23 protein-coding genes and 1 pseudogene are annotated in these 22688 nt (G+C 44.1%); 4 read left to right on the top strand and 20 right to left on the bottom strand.

Annotated elements, in window-relative coordinates; all coding sequences use genetic code 11:
• From M1B78_RS15110 to topB, 4 genes and pseudogenes are all read left to right on the top strand, one after another.
• Positions 1-206, top strand: a pseudogene (locus tag M1B78_RS15110) (hypothetical protein); the annotation flags it as partial.
• 58 nt (positions 207-264) lie between these two features.
• Positions 265-1611: an ATP-binding protein gene (locus M1B78_RS15105; protein ID WP_257941112.1), complete on the top strand. Its 1347-nt coding sequence runs from the start codon at positions 265-267 to the stop codon at positions 1609-1611.
• 296 nt (positions 1612-1907) lie between these two features.
• Positions 1908-3212, top strand: coding sequence for a DUF3945 domain-containing protein (locus tag M1B78_RS15100; protein ID WP_257941111.1), 1305 nt, complete (start codon positions 1908-1910; stop codon positions 3210-3212).
• Positions 3213-3238: 26 nt separating this feature from the next.
• Positions 3239-5326 carry a type IA DNA topoisomerase gene (gene topB / locus M1B78_RS15095; protein WP_257941110.1) on the top strand — a complete coding sequence of 696 codons (2088 nt, stop codon included), beginning with the start codon at positions 3239-3241 and terminating at the stop codon, positions 5324-5326.
• Positions 5327-5422: 96 nt separating this feature from the next.
• Here topB and M1B78_RS15090 read toward each other — a convergent pair whose 3' ends face one another.
• The 20 genes from M1B78_RS15090 to M1B78_RS15000 all read right to left on the bottom strand — a co-directional run bounded on the left by M1B78_RS15090 (position 5423) and on the right by M1B78_RS15000 (position 22636).
• Positions 5423-5941, bottom strand: coding sequence for a dihydrofolate reductase family protein (locus M1B78_RS15090; RefSeq protein ID WP_257941109.1), 519 nt, complete (start codon positions 5939-5941; stop codon positions 5423-5425).
• 404 nt (positions 5942-6345) lie between these two features.
• Positions 6346-8418: an AAA family ATPase gene (locus tag M1B78_RS15085; protein WP_257941108.1), complete on the bottom strand. Its 2073-nt coding sequence runs from the start codon at positions 8416-8418 to the stop codon at positions 6346-6348.
• The gene (locus M1B78_RS15080) at positions 8381-8740 is read right to left on the bottom strand and encodes a helix-turn-helix domain-containing protein (RefSeq protein WP_135959769.1); all 360 of its coding nucleotides are present in this window, start codon (positions 8738-8740) and stop codon (positions 8381-8383) included. Before M1B78_RS15080 ends, M1B78_RS15085 begins: the two co-directional genes overlap by 38 nt.
• A 104-nt stretch (positions 8741-8844) precedes the next feature.
• Positions 8845-9747, bottom strand: a complete 903-nt coding sequence (locus M1B78_RS15075; RefSeq protein WP_257932509.1) for an RteC domain-containing protein — start codon at positions 9745-9747, stop codon at positions 8845-8847.
• 31 nt (positions 9748-9778) lie between these two features.
• On the bottom strand, positions 9779-10621 hold the full coding sequence (locus M1B78_RS15070) for a helix-turn-helix domain-containing protein (protein ID WP_010803474.1): 843 nt from the start codon (positions 10619-10621) through the stop codon (positions 9779-9781).
• A 28-nt stretch (positions 10622-10649) separates the two neighbouring features.
• Entirely contained in the window at positions 10650-11111 is a 462-nt protein-coding gene (locus M1B78_RS15065) for a hypothetical protein (protein ID WP_065539099.1), read from the bottom strand.
• Positions 11112-11635: 524 nt separating this feature from the next.
• Entirely contained in the window at positions 11636-12352 is a 717-nt protein-coding gene (locus M1B78_RS15060; protein WP_257941107.1) for a hypothetical protein, read from the bottom strand.
• Between the two features lie 72 nt (positions 12353-12424).
• Positions 12425-12814, bottom strand: a complete 390-nt coding sequence (locus tag M1B78_RS18915; protein ID WP_430732574.1) for a hypothetical protein — start codon at positions 12812-12814, stop codon at positions 12425-12427.
• A gap of 538 nt (positions 12815-13352) precedes the next feature.
• Positions 13353-14117 (bottom strand): hypothetical protein, encoded by a 765-nt coding sequence (locus M1B78_RS15055; protein WP_257941106.1) that lies wholly within the window; start codon positions 14115-14117, stop codon positions 13353-13355.
• A gap of 63 nt (positions 14118-14180) precedes the next feature.
• Positions 14181-14441 (bottom strand): hypothetical protein, encoded by a 261-nt coding sequence (locus M1B78_RS15050; RefSeq protein WP_139147240.1) that lies wholly within the window; start codon positions 14439-14441, stop codon positions 14181-14183.
• 97 nt (positions 14442-14538) lie between these two features.
• Positions 14539-14991 carry a DMP19 family protein gene (locus M1B78_RS15045; protein ID WP_257941105.1) on the bottom strand — a complete coding sequence of 151 codons (453 nt, stop codon included), beginning with the start codon at positions 14989-14991 and terminating at the stop codon, positions 14539-14541.
• 81 nt (positions 14992-15072) lie between these two features.
• Entirely contained in the window at positions 15073-15810 is a 738-nt protein-coding gene (locus M1B78_RS15040) for a hypothetical protein (protein ID WP_257941104.1), read from the bottom strand.
• Positions 15811-15882: 72 nt separating this feature from the next.
• The gene (locus M1B78_RS15035) at positions 15883-16326 is read right to left on the bottom strand and encodes an Imm12 family immunity protein (protein WP_016274003.1); all 444 of its coding nucleotides are present in this window, start codon (positions 16324-16326) and stop codon (positions 15883-15885) included.
• An 84-nt stretch (positions 16327-16410) separates the two neighbouring features.
• On the bottom strand, positions 16411-16839 hold the full coding sequence (locus tag M1B78_RS15030; RefSeq protein ID WP_008025569.1) for a hypothetical protein: 429 nt from the start codon (positions 16837-16839) through the stop codon (positions 16411-16413).
• A 95-nt stretch (positions 16840-16934) separates the two neighbouring features.
• Positions 16935-17519 carry a hypothetical protein gene (locus M1B78_RS15025; RefSeq protein WP_257941103.1) on the bottom strand — a complete coding sequence of 195 codons (585 nt, stop codon included), beginning with the start codon at positions 17517-17519 and terminating at the stop codon, positions 16935-16937.
• Between the two features lie 92 nt (positions 17520-17611).
• The gene (locus tag M1B78_RS15020) at positions 17612-18004 is read right to left on the bottom strand and encodes a DUF4377 domain-containing protein (RefSeq protein WP_123618455.1); all 393 of its coding nucleotides are present in this window, start codon (positions 18002-18004) and stop codon (positions 17612-17614) included.
• Between the two features lie 79 nt (positions 18005-18083).
• A complete protein-coding gene (locus M1B78_RS15015; protein WP_257941102.1) occupies positions 18084-18713 on the bottom strand; it encodes an SMI1/KNR4 family protein in 630 nt (209 codons plus the stop codon).
• A 70-nt stretch (positions 18714-18783) separates the two neighbouring features.
• Positions 18784-19890 (bottom strand): tyrosine-type recombinase/integrase, encoded by a 1107-nt coding sequence (locus M1B78_RS15010; protein ID WP_257941101.1) that lies wholly within the window; start codon positions 19888-19890, stop codon positions 18784-18786.
• A 97-nt stretch (positions 19891-19987) separates the two neighbouring features.
• On the bottom strand, positions 19988-20602 hold the full coding sequence (locus M1B78_RS15005; protein ID WP_257941100.1) for a TetR/AcrR family transcriptional regulator: 615 nt from the start codon (positions 20600-20602) through the stop codon (positions 19988-19990).
• Positions 20603-21583: 981 nt separating this feature from the next.
• Positions 21584-22636, bottom strand: coding sequence for a leucine-rich repeat domain-containing protein (locus M1B78_RS15000; RefSeq protein WP_176469676.1), 1053 nt, complete (start codon positions 22634-22636; stop codon positions 21584-21586).
• Positions 22637-22688: the final 52 nt, after the last annotated feature.

Genomic DNA, 22688 nt, shown 5'->3' with positions numbered 1-22688 from the left:
AAAAGGTGAAGCGGGAAACCGCCCGTTACGTGAAGTTGCCACGGATAATCGACTTCACCGACAAGGACGGCAACGACTGGATGCAGGAGGAGATACAAGCCAACTATGACCGCATCCGTCAGGAAGTCCGGCAGATAGTCGAGGACGAGATAACCCGGATTAAGAACGACCCGGAGCTATGCCACTTGATAAAAGAGGAAGAATAACCGATATTCTTTCCTGACAGACAGTATTTTTACTAATTTTGCAGACAAAGAAATGATTATGAACGAAAACCAAAATACGGAATGGAAAGAAAGCTGGCGTGATGAGTATCTGAAATGGATATGCGGCTTTGCCAACGCCACAGGCGGCAAGATATATATAGGTATGAATGACAACGGCAAAGTAGTCGGCGTTGCCGATGCCGACAAACTGCTGGAGGACATACCGAACAAAGTGCGTGACGTGCTGGGTATCATCGTGGACGTGAACCTGCTGGAAGAAAACGGGCTGAAATATATCGAGATTGACGTGCCGCCTTATTCCAATCCTATCAATTACAAAGGTCAGTACCACTATCGCAGCGGCAGCACGAAACAGGAGTTGAAAGGTGCGGCGTTGAACCGTTTTATCCTGCAACGTACTGGCAGGCATTGGGACGAGTTTCCCATAGAGTGGGCAGGCATAGAGGAACTTTCCCCCAACGCATTGAACCGTTTCCGCAAGGAAGCGGCGAGAAGCGGGCGTGTGGACGAAGATGTGTTGAAAGATACTACCGAAAACCTGTTGCACGATTTACGGCTGATTGATACCCAGACCAACCGCCCGACCCGTGCCGCCTTGCTGTTGTTCCACCCCGACCCGGAACGGTTTGTAACCGGGGCGTATATCAAGATAGGTTTCTTCCGGGATGATAAGGGTAACTTGGAGTTTCAGGACGAGGTTCACGGCTCTTTAATGGAGCAGGTGGATAAGGCAATGGATTTGATAAAGACCAAATACCTGATTTATCACATTTCATACGAGGGCATTTCCCGGCGTGAAACACCGCAATTCCCGGTGGAAGCTATTAGGGAATCACTGATGAATTGTGTGGCACATAAAGACTATGCCAGTGCCGTACCCATTCAGATTAGCGTGTTCCCCGACCATATCACCTTTTGGAACGCCGGGCAGTTGCCGGAAAGCTGGACGACTGAAAAACTTTTTGAAAGCCATCCGTCCTCTCCTTATAATCCGTTAATCGCCAACGCCTTTTTCAGAAGCGGGGATATTGAAAGCTGGGGACGTGGCTACAAGCGTATCTTGGAAGCTGTCAGCGCATACAAGTTGTTGCCGCCCAAACTTGAAATGTTAAGCGGTCTGATGATTACCTATTATACCGATATACGTTCGCAGCTATTGGCACAGCGGGTGGATGAAAGGTATATACCCATTATTGAGTATGCCGCCCAAAATGGAAGCGTTACCAATTCGGACGTTCAAAAAATATTGAACACCAACCGGACTACCGCATATCGTTTGTTACAACAAATGGAAGCGTGGCTGGAAATGCAGGGCGTTACTGGTAAAAGCACTTATTACACAATCAAAGGCTTGCCAAACGCTTCACAAACGCTCCAAAAATAAGCTGTATTTCAGTATTAATTTTGATATATAGCTCATTATTAGCCTATTGATAAAATAGCAAACGTTTCATAAACGCTTCACAAATGGCTCATCCAAAGAGAGTGATTAACTTCGCTCTCTTTTTTTTTCGCCCTTTTCAATTCTGCGAATATTGCTCGCAGTAATTACCCCACCCGGACAATTTCAGACAACGCAGGACAAATTCGGACACCTCTTTCTGCCTATCCAAATATAGCATATTTAGTCGCTACCTTTGGGCGGGACTATTCCCGTAACCGCTAAAATTTCAATTATTTATGGCAAACAGAATGACCCCGCCCGCAGAGGGACAGGAAAAAGACGTGCTGCTGGTCTTGGATAAACAGCAGGGCAAGGTGAGTGCCGTTAAGGGTATCGACAAGGAGGGCAATTTGCAGACCGTGCCGCCGACACACGGCGGCGAGTTCATGCAGGTGGACAAGAACAGCGATGTGTTCAGCAACTTCATTTCCAATTTCTTCCGCAAGTTCCAGGACACTTCCGGGCTGGAACTTTTCAGTGTCAAGGCTTCCGAAGCGGAGCAGGACGCAAAGGCAATCGAGGACAACCACCGCAACCCGACACCGGAGGGCGGCAAGCGGGCTGAAATGTTACGAGTTCCGAAGCCCGACTTCCACGAGTTCAAGCAGGGCTACCGCTTCGACCCTGCAAAAATCGACTGGGAGAACCTGAAAAAAGTCGGCATCACCGCCGACACCCTGAAAAACACTAAGGACTTCGACCGGGTGATGCGTGGCTACAAGTCCCGCAACACCTACACCGTTTCGGGGACGGTGGGCGGCTTCTACCTCAAACCTACCGATGTCAAGCTGTCTTTCTATCAGGCAAAGGACGGCACGGTAGTACCCAAGCTGCACGGCGTGCAGCAGGACGAGAAACTGTTGCAACGCCCGTTCCATGAACACGGGTTCACCAAGCAGGAACAGGGCAACTTGCAAGGCACTGGCAACTTGGGCGGCATCGCCCGAATCAAAGACCCGAAAAGCGGCGAGCAAATCCCCGTGTTCGTCAGCCGGGACAGGTACACGCACGAACTGGAGTATATGCGGGCTGACAAGTGGAAATGCCCCGACACCATTTGCGGCGTGCAAGTCAGCCCGGAACAGAAAGCCGCTTTTGAAGCCGGGCAAGCGGTGAAAATGGAAAACCTGCAATTCAGGGACGGTACGAAGCGCAGTGCCTATTTGCAGGTCAGCGCAGTGGAGCGTGGCTTGGAGTTCCTGCCGAGGTCTGCCGTCCAGTTCTTGCAGCAGGGACAACAGCCCGCAGAGCAGCAGGTCGCCGGGTTAAAGGACGGAAAGGGCGTTGAGTTCAACGGTCATGTGCAGCCCGGCGCACAGGGCAAATCCCCCGACAAGGTGCAGCCGAAAGACGTTACCCCCGCCACCGAGAGCCGGACGCAGGTAGCGGTCAATTCGGAGGGCAAGACCAACGAAGCCACCAAGCAGGGCAAAGAGCCGTTGAAACAGGGTCAGGACAAGCCCACCGCCAAGCAGAAAGAGAAGCAGGACAAGAGCCTGAAAGCGGACAAGCCCAAGAAGTCCAAAGGAATGAAAATGTAATATCCACCATTAAAAAGTAAAGAATTATGATTGCATTGATAGCAGAAAAGCCCAGCGTGGCAAAAGACATCGCCCGCATCATCGGGGCGACCGGGCGCAATGACGGTTATCTTTCCGGCAACGGTTATATGGTGACATGGGCGTTCGGCCACTTAATCCAGCTTGCCATGCCGGAAGCCTACGGCGTGGCGAACTTCCGCAGGGAGAGCCTGCCCATACTGCCGTCCGATTTCCAGCTAATCCCCCGTCAGGTGAAAGCGGAGAAAGGCTACAAGGCAGACCCCGGCGTGCTGAAACAGTTGAAAGTGATAAAGGAAGTGTTCGACCAATGCGACAAGATTATTGTCGCCACCGATGCCGGGCGTGAGGGCGAATTGATACACCGTTACATCTATAACTATTTGGGCTGTACCAAGCCCTTTGTGCGCCTGTGGATAAGCAGCCTTACCGACAAGGCAATCCGTGAGGGGCTGGATAACTTGCAGCCGGGAGAATGTTACGATAACCTCTACCTCTCTGCCAAATCCCGCAGCGAAGCGGACTGGCTGATAGGGATAAACGCCACCCAAGCGTTGAGCGTAGCCGCCGGGCAGGGCGTGTTCTCGCTGGGCAGGGTACAGACACCCACGCTCATGATGATATGTAGCCGCTATTTGGAGAACAAGAATTTCGTACCCGCCAAGTTTTGGCAACTCAAAGCGGCGACCGCCAGCGGGGAAATAAGTTTCACCGCCCAATCGACCGCCAAGTGGGAACAGCAGCCCGAAGCCATAGCCGCCCTGCAACGGGTAAAGGATGCCGGGCGGCTTGCCGTGAAATCCGTCGAGAGGAAAGAAGCCAACCAAGAACCGCCGCTTCTGTACGACCTTACCACGCTGCAAAAGGAAGCGAACACGAAACTGAACTTTTCGGCTGACAAGACGCTTTCCATAGCGCAAAGCCTGTATGAAAAGAAAGTGATGTCATACCCGAGAACCGGAAGCCGCTATATATCGGAGGACGTTTTCGATGAAATGCCGGAGCGTGTCGCCCTGTTAGGGCAATACCCCCGCTTTGCCGGGTATGTCGCCGGGCTGGACGGCACACCCCTGAACCGCCGCAGCGTGAATGACGGCAAAGTGACCGACCACCACGCCTTAATCATTACCGAGAACCTGCCCGGCGAACTTTCCAAAGACGAGCGGGCGGTTTACGAGCTGGTAGCCGGGCGTATGCTGGAAGCCTTTTCGGGCAAGTGCGTGAAAGACGTTACCATCGCCATATTGTCAGCTGGAGATACTGACTTCACGGTAAAAGGGTCTGTGATGAAAGTAGCAGGCTGGCGTACCGTGTTCGGCGAGCAGGAAACAGGCGGTGATGAAGAAGCCGCCAGTCTGCCGCCGCTCCAAGAGGGCGAAAGCCTGCCGATTTCCAACGTGGAACTGTTGGAGAATCAGACCAAGCCGAAACCGCTGCACACGGAAAGCAGCCTGTTGGCGGCAATGGAGAACGCAGGCAGGGAACTGGAAGATGCCGAACTGAAAGCCAGCCTAAAAGATGCCGGGATAGGCACGCCCGCCACCCGTGCAGCGATTATCGAAACGCTGTTCGCCCGCCAGTACATCGTGCGTGAGAAGAAGAACCTTGTGCCTACCGACAAGGGGCTTGCCGTTTATGGGATTGTCAAGGACAAGAAGATTGCCGATGTCGAAATGACAGGTATGTGGGAAACCGCCCTTGCCATGATAGAAGCGGGCAGTATGGATGCTGACACGTTCCGAAAGGGTATCGAGGTGTACGCAACGCAAATCACGGCGGAACTGCTATCGGTGCAGTTGTCTGTCGCCAATGGCGAAACTTGTTCCTGTCCCAAATGCAATAACGGGCGCATCCTGTTCTACCCGAAAGTGGCGAAGTGTTCCAACGTGGACTGCACGCTTACCATATTCCGCAACAAGTGCGACAAGCAGCTTTCCGACAAGCAGATTATCGAGCTGGTGACGAAACGCAAGACCGGGCTAATCAAGGGCTTCAAGGGCAAGAACGGCAAGGCTTTCGATGCTTCGCTGGTACTGGACGAACAGTTCAATGTCGGTTTTTCATTCCCCGAAAAGAAAGCGAAACCGAAGAAATAGCCTATCTTTGCCACTGAAATTTCATTGTGATAGGTTTTGCAACTTATAATAATTGAAATTTTAGTGGTTGCGCCCGGCGGGAACCGGGCGCATTTTTTATACGCTGCCGCCAAACAGGTAGGTCGAACAGACCACCCCGTTATCCAGCACCCTGCTTTCCGAGAGTTTCCAATGTGAGCCGAATGTTTCCCCGATAAAGCCGATGCCTTTGCCCGCCATGACCGGGACGGTGTAGATTGTCAGGCTGTCCAGCAACCCGGCTTTAATCAATGATGTAAGTAGCTTGCCGCCGCCCACCACCAGCATGGCGGTTTCCTGTTTCAGTTCATAGACCCTTTGCAGCGGTTCTTCGGTCAGGAACTCCACGCCGCAGTCCGGCGTCACGTTGGTGTCGTAGTGTGACACCACAAAAGACCTTTTGCTTTTGTGCGGCCACCCGCCCCAGTGTTCAAAGATGTAGTTGTAGGTGTTCGCCCCCATAAGCAGGCAGCTTGCGGCGGCGTGTTCCCTTGCCGCCAGTTCCTTGACCTCACGGGGCATCCAGTCCAGTTCATAGTCCGGCGTGGCGGTATGCCCGTCCAGCGATACGGCGATGTGCGCTTTGATTTGTTCCATATTGTCAGGTATTAAAGTGATATAAATCCCTACTGTCTTGGCACGTTAGCCGCCACCCCAAAAAGAAAGCGTGGCATGACGCTGTTTCGATGCGAGGTACTGGCATACCCAAATGTGGAAACAGTGCAGCCACGCTATGACAAACGCATAGCATATCCTGCGCTGAATATCCCCACATTTTGAAAAGTGCCAGTTTTCGCATCGGGACGTTCGGCGAACGTATATGTTATATATAAAGGCAATATTCCGGCAACCGCCGTCCAACTGCCGTTACTTTTTTCGTGTAACTTCTGCAAAGTTAAGCAAATACCCTGAATTTTCACGTGCAAACAGAAAAAATCCTGCCGTGTTTCACAACAAGGCAGGACACAAGCACATGAATTACACAAGTTTTATCCATACGCTTATGGACAACTTGTGTTCCATCGAAGATTATATGAACCTATGACAAAACAGCTTTGGTTCGCCGTGTCTTTGGTGATGATGTCCCTTTCCCGCATGAAGCGGATATAGCTCTTTGCGGTGCGCTCCTTGATGTCCAAGACCTGCTGCAACTGCTCGCAAAGGTCTATGTAGGTGATGCGTGTCTGCCGCCCGAAGATGTCACGTGCGACATTCACCAGTTCCCTTTCCTTGCGCTTCTCCTTTTCCTCACGGGGCTTCTCGCCCTTGTACACGTGCATCCCCGCTTCCTTGTCCCATGCAAAGAGCATCAGCGGCACGTCCAGCGGGCTTCCGTCCCTTACTTTCAGGGCTTTTACCACCGACTGGGTGGGTTCATCGTCTTTCTCTATCGAAAGAATAGTAGCCGCTTTGCGCTGCAACTCGCTGCCCAAATGTCCCCGCAGTTTCAATCCGTTGGGGACGAAATGCAGCACGCACAGAATACACGTGTTGTAGATGCCAGCCAGCCGATAAAGTTCATCTATCACCGCCACGCTTTCCGCTTCATCGTTGGCACTCTTAACAAGGTCGGCGATGCCGTCAATGACGACCAACTGGATGCCGCCGTACTGGTAGTAGAACTTGTCCATGCTCTGCACAATGGCGTTCAAGCGTTCCTTGCGTGACATACCTGTAAGACAAAATGCTTTCAGTTCATCGGGTTTGTCCGGCTGTTTGGCACGTGCCAGCAGGTTGCCTACATTCTTGAACAGTTGCACTTCCGACTGTTCGGTGTCATAGAGCAAGACCGCCTTGTGCCTGCCGTTGGCGGTTATCTGTATGCCCAGCGTATCTATGTCCGCACCAGCCGGGCAGATGCAGCCCGCCACGATTGCGGCTACATAATTGCTCTTGCCCGTTCCCTCGCCCCCGGTGATGCCGAACAGGTTGCCTTGTGTTCCTAACGGAACGTCACCCGCCGAAATAATCTCTTGCGCTTTGGCGGGCGGGTTGTTGAAATCTATCTCGCACGATTTTAGCATAATTAGTGTGTCGCTATACAGGTTGTCTAAAAATTCGATAAACAGTTTCAGGAAATCTTCACGGGTGTTCCCGGCTTTGAAGTAGTCGGAAATGTCCTTTTCCTCTTTCGTTCCCGGAAGCGGGAGCAGCAGGCGTTTCACGCCAAATTCTTCCAGTAGTTTTTCCTGCTTGCGTGAACTTTCCCTGCCCGTCTTGTCCATGTCAAAGAGCAGGACGATGTGCTTGAAGCGGAACGTCAGCCTATAAACCAGCGTGGGCGGTATCGTCACCGTTTCGCTGTTGAAGCAGATAGCGTGAAAACCATGCGCCGCCAGTGAAAGTACGTCTTTCTCGCCACCCGTGATAAAGAGCGTGTCACCTTTGGCGGGCAGTTGCTCCAGCCCGAAACAATAGTTCTCGCCGAAGCTGCCGCCATAGAGGAAGCGGGGCGTGGAGAACGGGCGGTACAGCTTGATGTGCTGTTTGCCCTTGTAGCCGTACATGGGTTCTGCCACCGATGAAATGTAGGTGTACGGCTTCCCCTCTGTCGTTTCACTGTTGTATTCCCGGAGCGAGCAGACCTTGTAATGTTCCAGCAGTTCGGGCGTGATGCCGTACTGTTGCCAGTACACCAGTTCGGCAAGCGGAAACTTCTGTTCCCGGAACTGGTAGGGCTTGACAGGCTTTTCGGGCGTTTCTTCGGGTTTGTCCGGCTCTGCCCGGCGGACGGTTGCCGGGGGAATGGAAACCGGGGTGCCGGAAGCCAGCCCCAAGCCCAAATCCCGGTCGATGATTTCCAGTATTTCCACGAAGTCAGCCGCCCGGTTGCAGTCCAGCCCCTTTAACTGCCCCACGAGGAAGAAGCAGTCGCCGCTGTAACTGTCGTTTCCGAAGTCTTTCATCTTGTAGATACCGCCCCGGCGGTCGAAATAGATGTTGCAGGAAGCCTTGCTATCCTCGTACAACGGGTTAAGGAAGTTGCGACCTATGCGCCAGTTTCCGGGCAGGTAGTGTTTGAACACCGCCAGCCCGTTACTTGTTCTTTCTAAGATTTCCTCTTTCCTTAGCATACAACTGGTGGTTGGTTATCAGGTTGTCGATGTTCTCCTTGTTGCTCCTTATCAGGCGTTCTTCCAGCATCCGGCGTATCTCGCTGACCTTGTAGAAGTAGCGTCCCCTGATGTTGGAATAGGCGATAGTCCCCGACACCCGCAGGCGTTGCAGGGTCTTTTCGCTTATTTTCAGGAACGTGCAGACCTCGTAGCTGTCCACCCACATGTCTTCCTCGCTTTGCCTTGCCGTTTCCGCATGGTTGAAGATGTAATCGGCAATAGCGGTAATCTTGTTGTCCAGCTCCTTGTAGGCTTTGGACTCGAATGTTATTATTTCCATAATGGTAACTAATTGATTTGCCGCAAAGTTCGGGTGTCCTGAAAAATAAAACGCCACAGGCGAACCCACCTGTGGCGAAATAAATTTTGTTAAAGCACGGTTGCTTAATCCTGCTCCCTCATGCGCAGCAGCAACCTGTCTTTCAGGGTGGAGAGGAAGCCCGTGCGGTCTTTGGTCTTGGCTTTTAGTTCCATGTAGGTGTGGTAGAAGTCGCCGAGGTCGATGTCGAAAACATATTCAAAATAGGCTACAATCTCCTTTATATCAACCGTTCCCTTGTTCAGACAGCCGCAGGCGTCCAGTGCGTAGACAAGCTCCACCAACGCCCTTTTCGTCCCCGTCCAGCGCAGCACCTTTCCCGTGAAGCCGTTCTTCACCCGCTTGCGCTGTTCCCGGCGTTCCAGCTCGTGCAGTCGGTTGGTGAGGTATATTTCCAGCAGTTCGTTGGCTAAAATCTTTGCTACCTTGAAGTCGTGACTGGTGCTGAACTGTGGGTCTGTTTCGTAATAGAAACTGTCCACAATGATTTGTATGTCAGGCTTCCCACGCATGAAATACTGCCTGTCCAAGTAGGTGGCTTTCGTGCGGTGGTACTGGTAGAACGCCAAGTTCCGCTGGAACGACTTTGAAATCCGGTCGGTTTCCGACAGCAGGTAGTCCCGCTGCACGTCCTCGCTGCCGCTGGGGAAGCGCACCTCTATCTTGTAAACGGTGTTGTAATAGATGATTTTGCTCGCTAAAAGCGGTTTCAGTTCCTTGAAGAAGTGTATTTCTTCTTCCATGCTGGCGAACGGGTAGGAGATTATAAAGGTTTTGAGTTCGCCCAGTATCTCTTGCAGGTAGTCCACGCACAGGCGGCAGAGCGTCAGCGTGTCCGCTGCGGTGTCCTCGTATTCCTGTATCTGCCATTCCACTTTTTGAAGCAGTCCGGCGAAGTATGTTTCCAACAGTATCTTATGTTCCATAACCTTGTGCTTATCTTTTATGAAGCACAAAGTTACGGGCATAAAAAATCTGTTTTATTCTTGATTTTTCACATTACGTTCTTGTAACTGTGCATTTTCTTGTTTCCTGCGCTTTTCTGCGTATTTCTCCGGGGGTATCTAAAAGATACGCCTTGCAGAAGTCGTTCAGGTTCGATGTCGATGCGAACCCGGTGGTGAACGCCACTTCGGTAAGCGTGAGGTTTGTGTTCATCAGGTAGTGTTCCACGTCCTTTACCCGTTCCTTTATCACCCATTCCTTAGCCGTGTACCCGGTCATTTTCTTTACCTTTCGCCGGAACGAGCCGTATTCCATGCCGCATTTGTCCGCCAGTTGCTCGGCATCATAGACCATGTAGCCTTTCAGACGTACCATTTCGGTGAACGTCTGCCTGCCCAGTTCCGGCAGCATCCGTTCGGCGTGGCGCAGCTCCTTTTCCGTCACCAGCAGTCGGTTGTCCCTTACCGGGTTTCTCCGCAGCAGGTGGAAAGCGTGGCATACCGTGTTGTAAACGTTGCATAGGTACTGCCGTCCCGGTCGCATCCAGTGGAGCGCATCGCAGTAGGCGGTCAGTTCGGGTATGTCGTCCCGCTTGCGGTGCTGTTCCGCCAGTTCGTCCAGTATGGCGTAACGGGTGGTGGATATACCCAGCAGGATGATGATTGCCTTGTAGTCCTTGTATGCCGCCAGTGTCGGCGTTTCCGGCAGGCTTTTGAGCGTGTCGCACACGTGGGCGCACAGCCGCCCGTCCTTGCTGAACGGTTCAAGTTCCAAGTAGTTGTCCATTTTCCGGCTGTTGTGCAGCAGCCATGTTACCTTTTCGTCCAGTTCCTTGCAGGACGCTTCCAGCTCCGCTTCGGGAGCGGGAAGCAATAATGATGTAATCCGTTGTTCCATATCTGATGTTTTATATATGAATGACATATCATTTGTTCCACCTCACGCAATCCGTCCAACCCCATTCATCGAACAGCCATGTTTCTAAGAAGAAAAGTACAAATGGCAGCAGGAACAGAAAATATGCCTGTACTGCGCTGATATGCTTAGAGCGGCGGTAGCGGTTCAACAATGCCTGTACACGGGCTTTCCTGTATCGTGCAAGAATAAATACACAAATAAGCAAAAACATTGCACCTAAATAACCAAGATGTAAGGACGACCATTGCGGTACACTGTTAATCAGGAGAAAGTTGCCGGGCAGAACTACTATCCACCACCAATACCAAAACAGCAGTATAAAACCTGACATCCGTCCTATCTTCTTGCCCCAAACCTCTCCTTTGAAATATAGGTAGTCAAAAAAATAGTATCTGTAATTCGTCCGGTTTGCACGTTGCTTCACTCGTTCAAAATAGTTATCTGTATTTTTTATTCCTTTATTATTCATAATGGCTTGGAAAGGAACACCGTTTAGGGGTTATCTTTCCTTGTTAATATTGTTTTGTTGGGTATTTCAATTTGGTATATACATAAATTTTCCTTTGTAAGAAAACGCACAAATAAAGTATATTACAAAAATCACTAATGTTAGCATGATACAAATCACATTCTTCTTTTTCTCATTCTTTTCCCGATAAATGCTTCTTCCTATCCTTGCTTTCTTTTCCGACCAAAACAAGAATCCATTAAAGCAATAAATCATTATTATAAAGATGAAATGTGAACAAGGATGCGCAATATACTTTAGAATTGAGTATTCAAACATCATATTTGTATAAGCTCCCAATAAGCTATATATCATATATATGATAAAACTAAAACACACCACAGAAAATGCCTTATTCTGTTCTCTGTCTTTACCAAAGGAATCATAAATAAAGAAAATTGTGTAATACCAATACTTATACCAACTCATAACAGATTTAATATTAATGGTTAGAAAGGAGCATCGTCAGATGCTATCTTTCGTTGTTATAAACTTAATTGTTCTTGCTCACTTACATTTTCGTTTATTAGTCTGCACATATATTCTTGCAGGCAATAATTATATATTTCAGCAGTAAGTAATGATTTTATATATTCCACATTTTCATATATGTATTTCATTTTATAAGCTAATATTTCAAAGGGCATATCTTCGTTATTATATGTAGCCATTATCTGCCATAAATTTGAAATCGTTTGGCTTATGTCATTATCTTGGCACTGTTTATGGGCTTCCATATTCTGATATTTATAGATGTAATGCTCTGTGTATGCTGGAATGCGATATGTTTCATGTGTAAAGCCAGTTCCGCCCCCGGCAATACATCTTAACATATCATTTACACAATAGAATATTTTGTTTAACGTCTTACGTTCACAACGATAGTGTTTCCTATTATTGGCATTGAACTGTGCATACCATATACAATATAAGTCAAATCCGGTTTCTCCATAGAAATAACCTTGCAATGAAGTATATTGTTGGCGGTATAATGTATCGGGATAAACCGCTGCCGAGTTTGCAAACAATCTTTCCGCATCTTCTTCTATATAGCGGTACTCTTTCTTACTTTGTTTACGGAATTTATCAATATTGAGTATATCATCTTGTATGTTACGTTCACACTGAGTTTTACTACAAGAGCACCCCATTACCACGAAAATGGCAAGAACAAATAGTACTATGTTTGCAATACGATACATATTGTTTATAATGGTTAGAAAGGAGCATCGTTAGATGCTATCTTTCGTTGTTACTAACTTATTAAATCTTTATTATATAATTTTTAGCCAATGACGATGTATTATTATAAAATAAAGTAATACAACCAAAATGGGATAAATCATCCATGATATGAAGGAAGAAATCTTTTGGCTATTAAATATTAGAGGTTTACTCCTTATAATTTCCATACCTTTTTTCCTTTTGATATAATACGAACAGAATATCTTGTATAGTAAAACATAGATTATGATAAAAAACACAAAAGGAGTTTTATAATTGAAATTCTCCTCTATCAGTAGATACATCAATACTATAACAGGAAGAAATAATATTCCACATATTATCTGTATCGTCCGCTCATGTGGATTTTCCAATATAAATTTATCCCTATTAAATATGAATATCTGATAATACATCGCATCTAAAATGAATTTTATCATAAAGAGTTATTCGTATTGTTAGTAATGGTTAAGCGGGGAATGCTGTTTAAGCGTTATCACGCTTTGTTATAAACTCAATCTATCTATTGGTATAATAGTCTTTAAGTAGAAGCGGGAGGAAAAACCAACTTACTGTGCCTATTATAGAGATAGCAACCAAAAACCAACTTTTCCTGTTATTATTGTTCCTGTAATGGTTGTTCCACCTTCGGTATCTTTTTGTTTCATTCCAAAATACGATTTCATTTATGAATATAAATAAAATAGAACAAGAGAGATAGATAAGAATCTTGTTATCATTAACAAAAGGGAATGGTGCTATCAGTGCCATTATCAATGCAATAAATGGGAGATAGAAAAACAAAAAGCCAATGTAATTTCCGGCTCTACCATATCCAAGTAATCCCCAAAAGAAATACTTGATTGTAAAATACCAATAGATATACCAGTTCATAATGTTAATCTCAAATTGTTTATAATGGGTTGGTGAGGAACAGCGTTTAGCTGTTATCTTGACCTTGTTAGTTGTTTACTATATTTACTTAATGGTTTCAATGTCTTGAATAGGTATATAACCTATAGGAGCATTAAAAATGGAATTTATTCGGCACCAGCCATTTGTTAATTTACTTATGACAACAGGCATTCCAAATTTGACTGCTATGCCATCTTCGCCTTTGATAGTTTTTTCTCCATTAGGTAAAGAATAAATGTAAGAACTGCATAGTATGGCACTATCTCCAACTTGTGGCGTAAAATTCGTCCTTTTAGCATTTGGAGGGCTCTGTAATATTATATTATATTGAGCTTCTATACATTTTGTGGATAAGAATAGGTATGCTTCAAAACAATTCTTACATTCGTTTTCATCAGGAAAATGCTCTATGTGAAAACCCGAAGCGTCAGCATACAACTTTCCGTGAGTTTCATCACCTTTATTATATGCTCCATATATCAATCGCCCATTAGAATTATAATATGCGATACTATGCAATGCACCCCCGTCAGCCCATCGCTTAAATACTTTTCTTATTTTGTTATCTCTATCGAAATACATAGTGAACAATACATTCGCATTCTTTATTTGACCATCATCTAAGATTTTGTACGAATGAACTTGATTAAATTCCATATATTCATTATTTATCACCTCTCCCAAACTATCCAAAGGCACAAGGTATGCAATCCACAAAGGCATTTCGTTTATTGCATCAATCTCTGTTTGAATAGTTGCCTTACAGCTTTGTGCGAAAGTATAAGGTGAAAGCAAGCATAAAATATAAAGTATTATTATCGTTCTCATATTACAACTAATGGCTAAGCGTGGAACGCTGTAAGGCGTTATCACGCTTCGTTAGTAACTTATTTAATCTCCAGTAATTCTTATCTTAGATATATTTTGCTGATTTATACAATTCACTATTCGCTCAATCTCCTTACTATAAGGAGATTTTTTTCTAATTTCTTTTAGTTCCTCAATGAAAGAGGATATTTCTATACCTGAAAGTTGTATGTTCGTTTTATAGTAATCTTGTACACGGAATATAGTCCGAAATCGTCCTTTATCTAAATTTGCAAGATTGAACAACCAATAATGTAAGTCTTCGCTAATTTCAGACTTATTCATACATATTCCGTCATTGTTATAAATCAAAATATCTAAGCCCATACAAGAATTGCTAAATTGTTACTAATGGGATAGCGGGGAACGCTGTCAAGCGTTATCACGCTTCGTTATCTATATTTTCAACTGAATCAGAATGGAATTTTAGAAGCATAAGCCGCATAATATTTTCCTTATCTTCCCAATATTCCTCGTCTATTTTATTCAACTTGGTGATTTCGTTCTCTGTCAAATGCTTGGGAATATCCCATAGCTTTTGTAATTGACTGTCATTTTCCAATCTTTGGATGATGCTGTATGCCTGTATAAGAAGTTGTTCTGTATATGTTGCGTTAATTGCTCCCAGTCCTTTGATTGCAAACAAATAAGCATCATAGCCCCAATTACAGAAGAATTGAAGAAATCCACCATTATACATTTCAAGTTCCAGCCAATATAATGCGGCGACCATACTGTCTGTTTCCCCCATATCTTGATAATTGGGACGAATTTCTGTAAACTTACGTCCAATAGGGGAAAAGGATTGCTCCCAATATTGTTCTAAATTTTCCATTCTTATTGCTTTTGTTATAGATAATGGTTTAGCGGGGAACGCTGTAAGCGTTATCCCGGTTTGTTAGTCATATATTTCAAATTACCATTTTTCTATCCATAGAATTTTTTGAGGTGTAGCACCTAATTCTTTTAAAATTTTACGGAAATGTTTATTCTCTTTGCCAATTTGCAATAATACGTTTGCATCTTCTTTATAGCCATAAAATTTATAAATGCCCAATATATCGCCCATAAGCGTATCATCAAAGATATATTGCTTGAGTTTTGGTATCTGTTGCAGAGTGGCTATTTGTATAAAGGATAATATTGTGTTTATCATTGCATCGTCTTTTTCCGTTGCTGCCTTATTCCACAGTATATCAGCAGCCGAACTATCTTGTTCCAACTCTAAGGAAGTTCGGTTTATGGACGGATAATCAAAAGGATTATTGGTGGCAGAAAGATACTCTACTTGTGGCGGATATAAGTCCGTAATTCTATTGCTTTTTACCGCTTTCAAGAAGCTATCAATATTTCTAAAAACTGGAATAGGATGCTGGTTATCATGGGAGATGAAGACGATTTTTCCTCTCATTATTCCTTTTATACAAATGCCTGCATAATTGCTTTCTTCATCTTCCCACAGAATACAAAAATCACTTAGCAATTCTTTATTCTCCTTGGAAAAAGCATGGTACGCCTCCTGCGTATGAAGAGAGCGCAAAGAGATACTACAATCTTCTGTTTTATTATTGTTATACCAGTCATTGACTATTCGTATTTCATCTGTTGTTAAAACAGAAGTGTCAATTTGCAGTAATTTGAAATAATCTTTCATGTCTTGCGTATTTAAGTTATGACTAATGGTTTGCAGCTTGCCACTGTTAAGTGGCACAGGTGCTTGTTATCGCTATATTTCATTTTTTATATGATTCATTTTTTCTCTGCAAATATCAATACAGTGATTATATGAATTAATGTCAAATGTGTACTCATATTTAGCCAATTTATTCAAAATTAAAATTCCATTTTTGTTCATCAGCTTCGTTATTATAAAAATGAAGTAATTCAAATCTTTTTCCTTATCCCCAGTCCATTGTGTCCTGTCAATACAAAAACTAACCCTATATTCTTTTTTAGCACTGTAATATCTCGGTTGATATACTCCTGTTCCATTATAGTAGGACGAAATATCACCATCAAACAACAATGTCAACTTAAAAAAGAAAACGCCATCATTTTCAAATGAAGTAAATGTATCTTTTATGATTTTCCTCATATTGCGCACAAAAGGACTTAGAGCTTTAGATGCATTAAGTTCTCCACCATATATTATATTTAATGCAAATTCCATACTTCTATCTTAATCAAGTTAGCGATAATGGCTGGCGAATAACTGATTGTTAGGGCAGTTCATTCGCTTGTTAGCAATAACTTATTATAATCCAAAATACCATTCCAAAAAAGAATTGAAGTCTTTCCATTGTGGAGACAACTTTCCATTCTGAAAATTGATTAGTTTCTCTCCCAATTCAATTTCAAGAACTTCTCCTGTATTACGGTTATAGAAAAAACCGCCTTCACCTTCAAAGCTATCAAGAGGTAAGTATTCGGAGGGAATGCCTAACACTGCTTGCCTTTCTATACCATAACTTAAATCATTAGAGTAAATTTTAAACCAACACACATTATAGATTTCGCCACATTGTCCTCGAAATGTTATTTCGGTAGTATTTAGATTAAACAGTGCAAAATCACTATTCAAATCAATTCCTAAATCAATCAAAGCCTTTTTATATGCTTTATCTTCTTTTTCTGAATATACACCTTGTTTATTCAAATAGTCTATCACTTTATTACTTAGCATGATTTGATGATATTTTATTTGTTTTACTTTATTGCTAATGGGATGCAGCTTGCCGCCGTTTAGGCGGAACAGGTGCTTGTTAGGCGATTATTTAATCACGATTTACCAAAGTCATACTTTTTAGGATTATGAATTGAATTAACAAGTACAGAAGCACTTTGGGCAATATTGCTATTCGTTGACTTTGCTAAATCTTCAAACAAAGAAATATTCTGTTGAATTAAATCTATTGTACTTCTCTGCATGAAATTTCGGTCTATGGATTTGAATGTTTTTATGTAATCGGCATCCATTGTTCCGTCAAAATCTCTATCAAAGAGGTTTGATTTAATTTTCTCATATTTCATCAGATTGCCTTTGGTCGGATTATAATTGGTTGCAATATCGACCTGCATATTATAATTTGCAGCTTCAAAAAGCACATTTATGTTCTGTAACAATATGTCTTGATTCGATTTGTTTTCCATAAGTAAACAGATATAGAATTTAAGTCCCCAAGGGGTAATTCTATATAGTGTGTCCTGACATTCAAGCCTATCAATCACATATTGATAATCCGACATTTCAGCAGTATTGTTGAACATCTTTATAAAGATGCCTTTTAAGCCGATTGAATTGGTTTCATATACCGTGGCAAATCTATTCCACGGAAAATTGTTCATGCACTTTAAGAAATCCATAACATAATATTTTTTGTTTCACTATTTGCGCCTAATGGTTAGCAGGGAACGGCTTGCCGTTACCCTGCTTCGTTAACATCATATTGTACGCATTATTCAGCTTCGTTTGGGTTACCGACCTGTCTTTTCTCTACGACCCGAACAAGCTGATATTTGTATATGCTACCGTCTGCTGGTGGATTTGCCAAAGTTGTCTTATTGACACGCAAATCGTATTCATAGCCTTTCTCATATTCGAAGCCCTGAATACCGCAGAATGCCAAAGGACGATATTCATCCTCTCCCTGCTCCTTGACGAGCATACATTCTATCGGATCTGTTTTATCCGCATCAAAAAAATCATCCATAGTTCCTGTTTCAGAAGAAACATACATCGTTACTTCTTTTGTGATGTCCTTTGGTTCATCTTCATTCGTGCAAGATGTCAGCCCCAATATGGTAACAAAGGCTATCAGCAGCGTTCTTAAATAAATTTTCGTTCTCATACTTATTAGTGTTATTGATGTTAATGGTTTGGTGAGCAACAGCGTTTAGCTGTTGGCTCGACCTTGTTACCAACCTCAATTATAATTCAGAGAAATCAAAAAGATTGAAGAACTTATCAAACTTCTCTTCTGTTCTACATGACAAAAATATTCCGTCATCTGTTGGTGTATTGTCGGCTTTATAGAAATACCAAATCAGATTATCTTGATATGCATATATGATTAAAGCATTATATTGCACAACTTTATTCCATTCCTTTTGTACATATTCCAATATAGCAGGATAGGTTTCTTCGTTTTCAGCTATTCCGCCAAACTCAAAGCCTCCTTGTGCACAATTATAATACATCGTTAATAGAATAAAATCCATTAATCCAATCGGTTCTGTTATCCAACCTTCATCATCACTATACTTAACCCAGATTGTGGTATCATGTATTGTAGTAGCCCATAAACACACTTCTTGATTTTCTGCAAGAAAGATAATCTTTTCACCATCAGATTGTAATTCGTCTAATGGCAAAAACCGTTGGAACGAAGAAGCCAATACCTCTACTTTTCCAACAGATAAATAAAAATGCTTTAGAGCTTCCGGCATTGTTATTCCAAGCATATTTTCAGCCTGTTTGATTTCATCCGTTGTGTAACCGTCATTTGCAGTTAATTTTCTGCCTAATAACTGTTCTGCTGTTTGAATAATGTTCTTCATATTTTAATTGTTGGTAATTTATTTATAACCGCACCTTATGGTGTCGTTCCTACATTCCTATAACTGCACCTCACGAATTATCCAGTGTATCAAGAGGATTAGGGATTTTTGCTTTATGGGCACTTGACACATGAAGATAAATGGTTGTGGTCTTGATGTCGTTGTGTCCCATCAATTCCTGTATCGTGTGCAGGTCTGTTCCCTGTTCCAGCAAGTGTGTGGCAAAGGAGTGGCGCAGCATATGTACGTGTACACGGTGTTTGATGCCAGCACGATGTGCGGCTTCTTTCAGCACTTTCACCAATGCACTTGCCGAATATTGCTCTCCGGGTGTTTCGCCCTCAAACAGCCATTTTTGTGGACGATATTCCCGAAAGTAGTGCCGTAGTTCTTCCAGCAATTTGGGTGAAAGGAGCGAATAACGGCATTTTTTCCCCTTGCCCATAATGCGAACCGACATTGTTTCACTGTTGATGTCCTGCGGGGTCAGGTTAAGCAATTCGCTTCTTCTAAGTCCGGCAGAGTAAACCAACGAAATCATGCAGTGATGCTTGATGTTGGAAATTTGTGCAAGGATGCGCTTAATTTCATTCTTGCTCAACACTTCGGGCAGGCTCTTGTACTCTTTGGCACGGGTGATACCGCCGTAGTATTGCCGTTTGCCGCCTTTCACCTGCTCGTAATAGAACTTGATAGCATTGATGCGCATATTCTGTTGCGACACCGAGATTTTCTTCTCGTTCACAAGATAGAGTATGTATTTGTTGATGTCCGGCACTTTCAGGCGGTCGATGTTCCGTCCCTTGTGATATTCCATGAAGTCGCTGAAATAGGCACGGTATGTTTTGACGGTCGAGGGGCTGTAACGCTTCTGTTCCAGCAGTTCGAGGTAGCCTTTCGGCAGTGTGTATTCCCTTTTAGGTTTGGGATGCCGCACGTAAACCCGGCTGTAATCAATATAGGCGTGTGGTGAATAGCGGTCGTAGAAATCCGGCAGGCTGAAAGCGGCTGATGCTATGTATGCAGAGCCGTTGCCAGCCATTTCTATGCCCGTGTCTTGGGCGAGCAGTCGGGCGACAGCCTGACTGTTCGCATATTCTATCCGTATGTAGTCCGCACCGTCCCTTGTTTCTTTGTGTAGCACGATGCTTCCTCTTTGTTTCTGAACCTTATCCATGTCGCTGAATTTTGCTTCATGCTCCAAAGATAAAACAAAAACGCCACATTTTGAACATACGTTCAAAAATAATAGAGGTTAAAAAAACAAAACTGTATCAGGCTTTAAGCAGCGAATAGATATAGCGAAAGTTTTCTGCCAGTTCATCCACGTTCAAACCGTTCAGAAATGCTTGTTCGTATGACAGTCCTAAAAACATTTGCCTGAACATGGTAGCCGTTTTCCTCACGTCCGTGTCGTTTCTGATTTCCCCGCTGTCTTTTGCTTTTTGTATGACTTTCTCCCATAGGTCATAGTCTTGTCGGTAGATTTTCTCAATTTTCTGCCTGATGCCCGGATAGTACATACGCACTTGTGACAGGAAATGAAAGTAGTAGAAGTTAGGGCTACAATCATGTGGGCTGCTATCATCGTCAATCAGTTCAACAATCCTTTTCATGGAAGCGGCTACCCCCGCCACGTATTGCCCGATGAACTTCTCCAACGTAGCGGCAGGAGCGGCAAACTTGTTTTCCGGTTCGTGCATTTTTAGCACGTATTTGTCCGCCACAGCCATGAATAAATCCAGCTTATGCGGAAAATAATAAACGATGCCCGTTTTTGTCACCCCGCAGGCTTTGGCAAGCGTGATGATGCTTGCTTTCTCGTAGTTCATCCTGACAAATACCCCAAATGCTTTATCTATTACTTCTTCACGGTTAGTTATTATCATACACGTTTGTTTTTAATCGGTTACGAAGATACGGATTTTGTTTTAACCATTTGTACCCCAGTGCTTTTTTTTAGTGCAAGGTGCAAGTATATATTTATATATATAGCTTGCACCTTGCACTAACCCAAAAATATTTATTATCAGATATTTGCGAGTTTCAAAAGAATGCCGTATCTTTGAACCCGAAAGTTAGGCAGACAAACAGCGGTCAAAGTTGGACAGGCTTAACGGTTGAAAATCGTTACTGTTTCGTTACCTATTTGAAATTTTGAAAGCAAAGTAGCTGAAATATAAGTGGTTAGAGTTATGGGTTCAAAAACCCCTCTCTCCGCAATAAAAGCTGAAAATCAGTGATTTGTAAAAAAAGAACACTCAGTTTTACGTCTAGTAATGTAAAGCTGGGTGTTTTTTGTATTATTTAAGAAACAAAATTGCGCTTAGGTCTGTAGTCCCATTTTTAACAGATAACATCACTTGATTGGCTTCTATCCTAAGCGTTACTCATCTGCAATCGTATGTATAAGAATCGCCTTATATGGGATTAAGTGCAACGAAATTCTCACAAGTCATTATCATATTGCCTTCCTTGCTATTTGCCTTGAAAGAATGCTTAGGGGTATCTTCTGTACTGGTGGAATCCAAAAACTTGACATTGTTAGGTGTGAGGATTTCATATGACCATTTCATAGGGTTCGCCAGGTAGAACATCATCCTTGTTGCAAGCCATTAAGAGCAGGAAATCGCCATAACAGGCATGAACAGTTTTCTGATATTATATCAATTCATGTTAAATAGGCATATTTTAAATCGTTCCCTCATGATGGAACGATTTTTCTTTCGTATCTTTTTTGCTTAATAAAAGCTTGTGCGATATTGAGACAAAAGAAAGTGCGTCAAAATGAATCTTGGCTATCATTCTGACACACTTTCTTTTGTTATTAAAAGAGCCTCCTTGTTCTTGCTGAGGCGGGGATAGTTTGATTACTGTTTCTCCTTGTGTATAATTTTGCCTTGACTATCTCCGAAAAGGTTGTCTCCCAGCGTGGTAACCTTATTTCCCGTGGCAAGTACATAGCGCAGGTTGTCGCATCCCATAAATGCTCCGTACTCAATGGCAGTTACACCGGCAGGAAGCACCAGCGTGCCGCACAAACGGCCGCAGCCACTGAATGCGCGCTGTCCGATGTTTTTAAGTCCTTGCGGGAGCTGCACGTTCAGCAAATACTTCTTTTGGGTGAAAGTATAGTCGGGGATTGCAGTGGCATTACTGTTGGCCATGTCGATGGAGACCAGATTGGGCATATAGTCGCGTATCAGCGTGAAGTCGGCTTCGTCCATTTTGCCTTCAACGGTCAGGAAGTTGACATCTTTGGGTTGTAATCCCGCTCTTAGCAGTTCGCTGGCAAGGCTGCCCGTTTTGCCTATCTGTACATTTACTGTCAGAGGCTCCCCTTCGATGAAGGCAAAGGTTTCCCAATTCTTTTTGGTGCGGTAGGAGTCGCTGCATCCCAGCGGTACGAATATGGCAGTAACACTGTCTACCAATGCCTCGGACAACAGGTTAGGAGCTGTTTTTTTCCGTATCTGACATATCTTGAGGTTTTTGCATCCCTTGAAGGCGGCATCCTCGATGTTCTTGGTCTTGTCTGAAAGGATGATTCTGGTCAGCGTCTCCTTGCCGGTGTAAGTGCTGTCATCCGCTTGCTTGCAGAAGGCGTATGCCGGGATGCAATTGGCAGGATATATATAAAAACGGTTTGGATAAGTTCCGTTCTTGCCTGCATACATGCTGATGGAGGCATTTGAAATGTCCAGTAGTTGCAGGTTCTTGAATTCATCCCGCAGATGCCTGAAGTCTATGGCATTCAGCTTGCCCTGCAAGGTCAGTTGGGTAATTTCATCGGCTTCCGCTTCTGTCATCAGTTCCACCAAGGTACCGGGTTTGGCTACGTAGTATCTCTTGGATTTTTGTGCCGAGGCATTCAGCATTAACGCCAGTCCGGCAACGGCTAAAAGAATTTTTTTTAGTTTCATGTTTGTCGATTCCAGATTGATTTTTCAAATATAAGGAGAAACTGGCAGGAAT

Origin of the sequence: Bacteroides muris (ex Fokt et al. 2023) (assembly GCF_024704895.1) — a bacterium.
GTDB classification, from domain to species: Bacteria; Bacteroidota; Bacteroidia; order Bacteroidales; family Bacteroidaceae; genus Bacteroides; species Bacteroides muris.
Note: the sequence above shows the minus strand (reverse complement) of the source record. Positions and strands in the feature narration are given on the sequence as shown.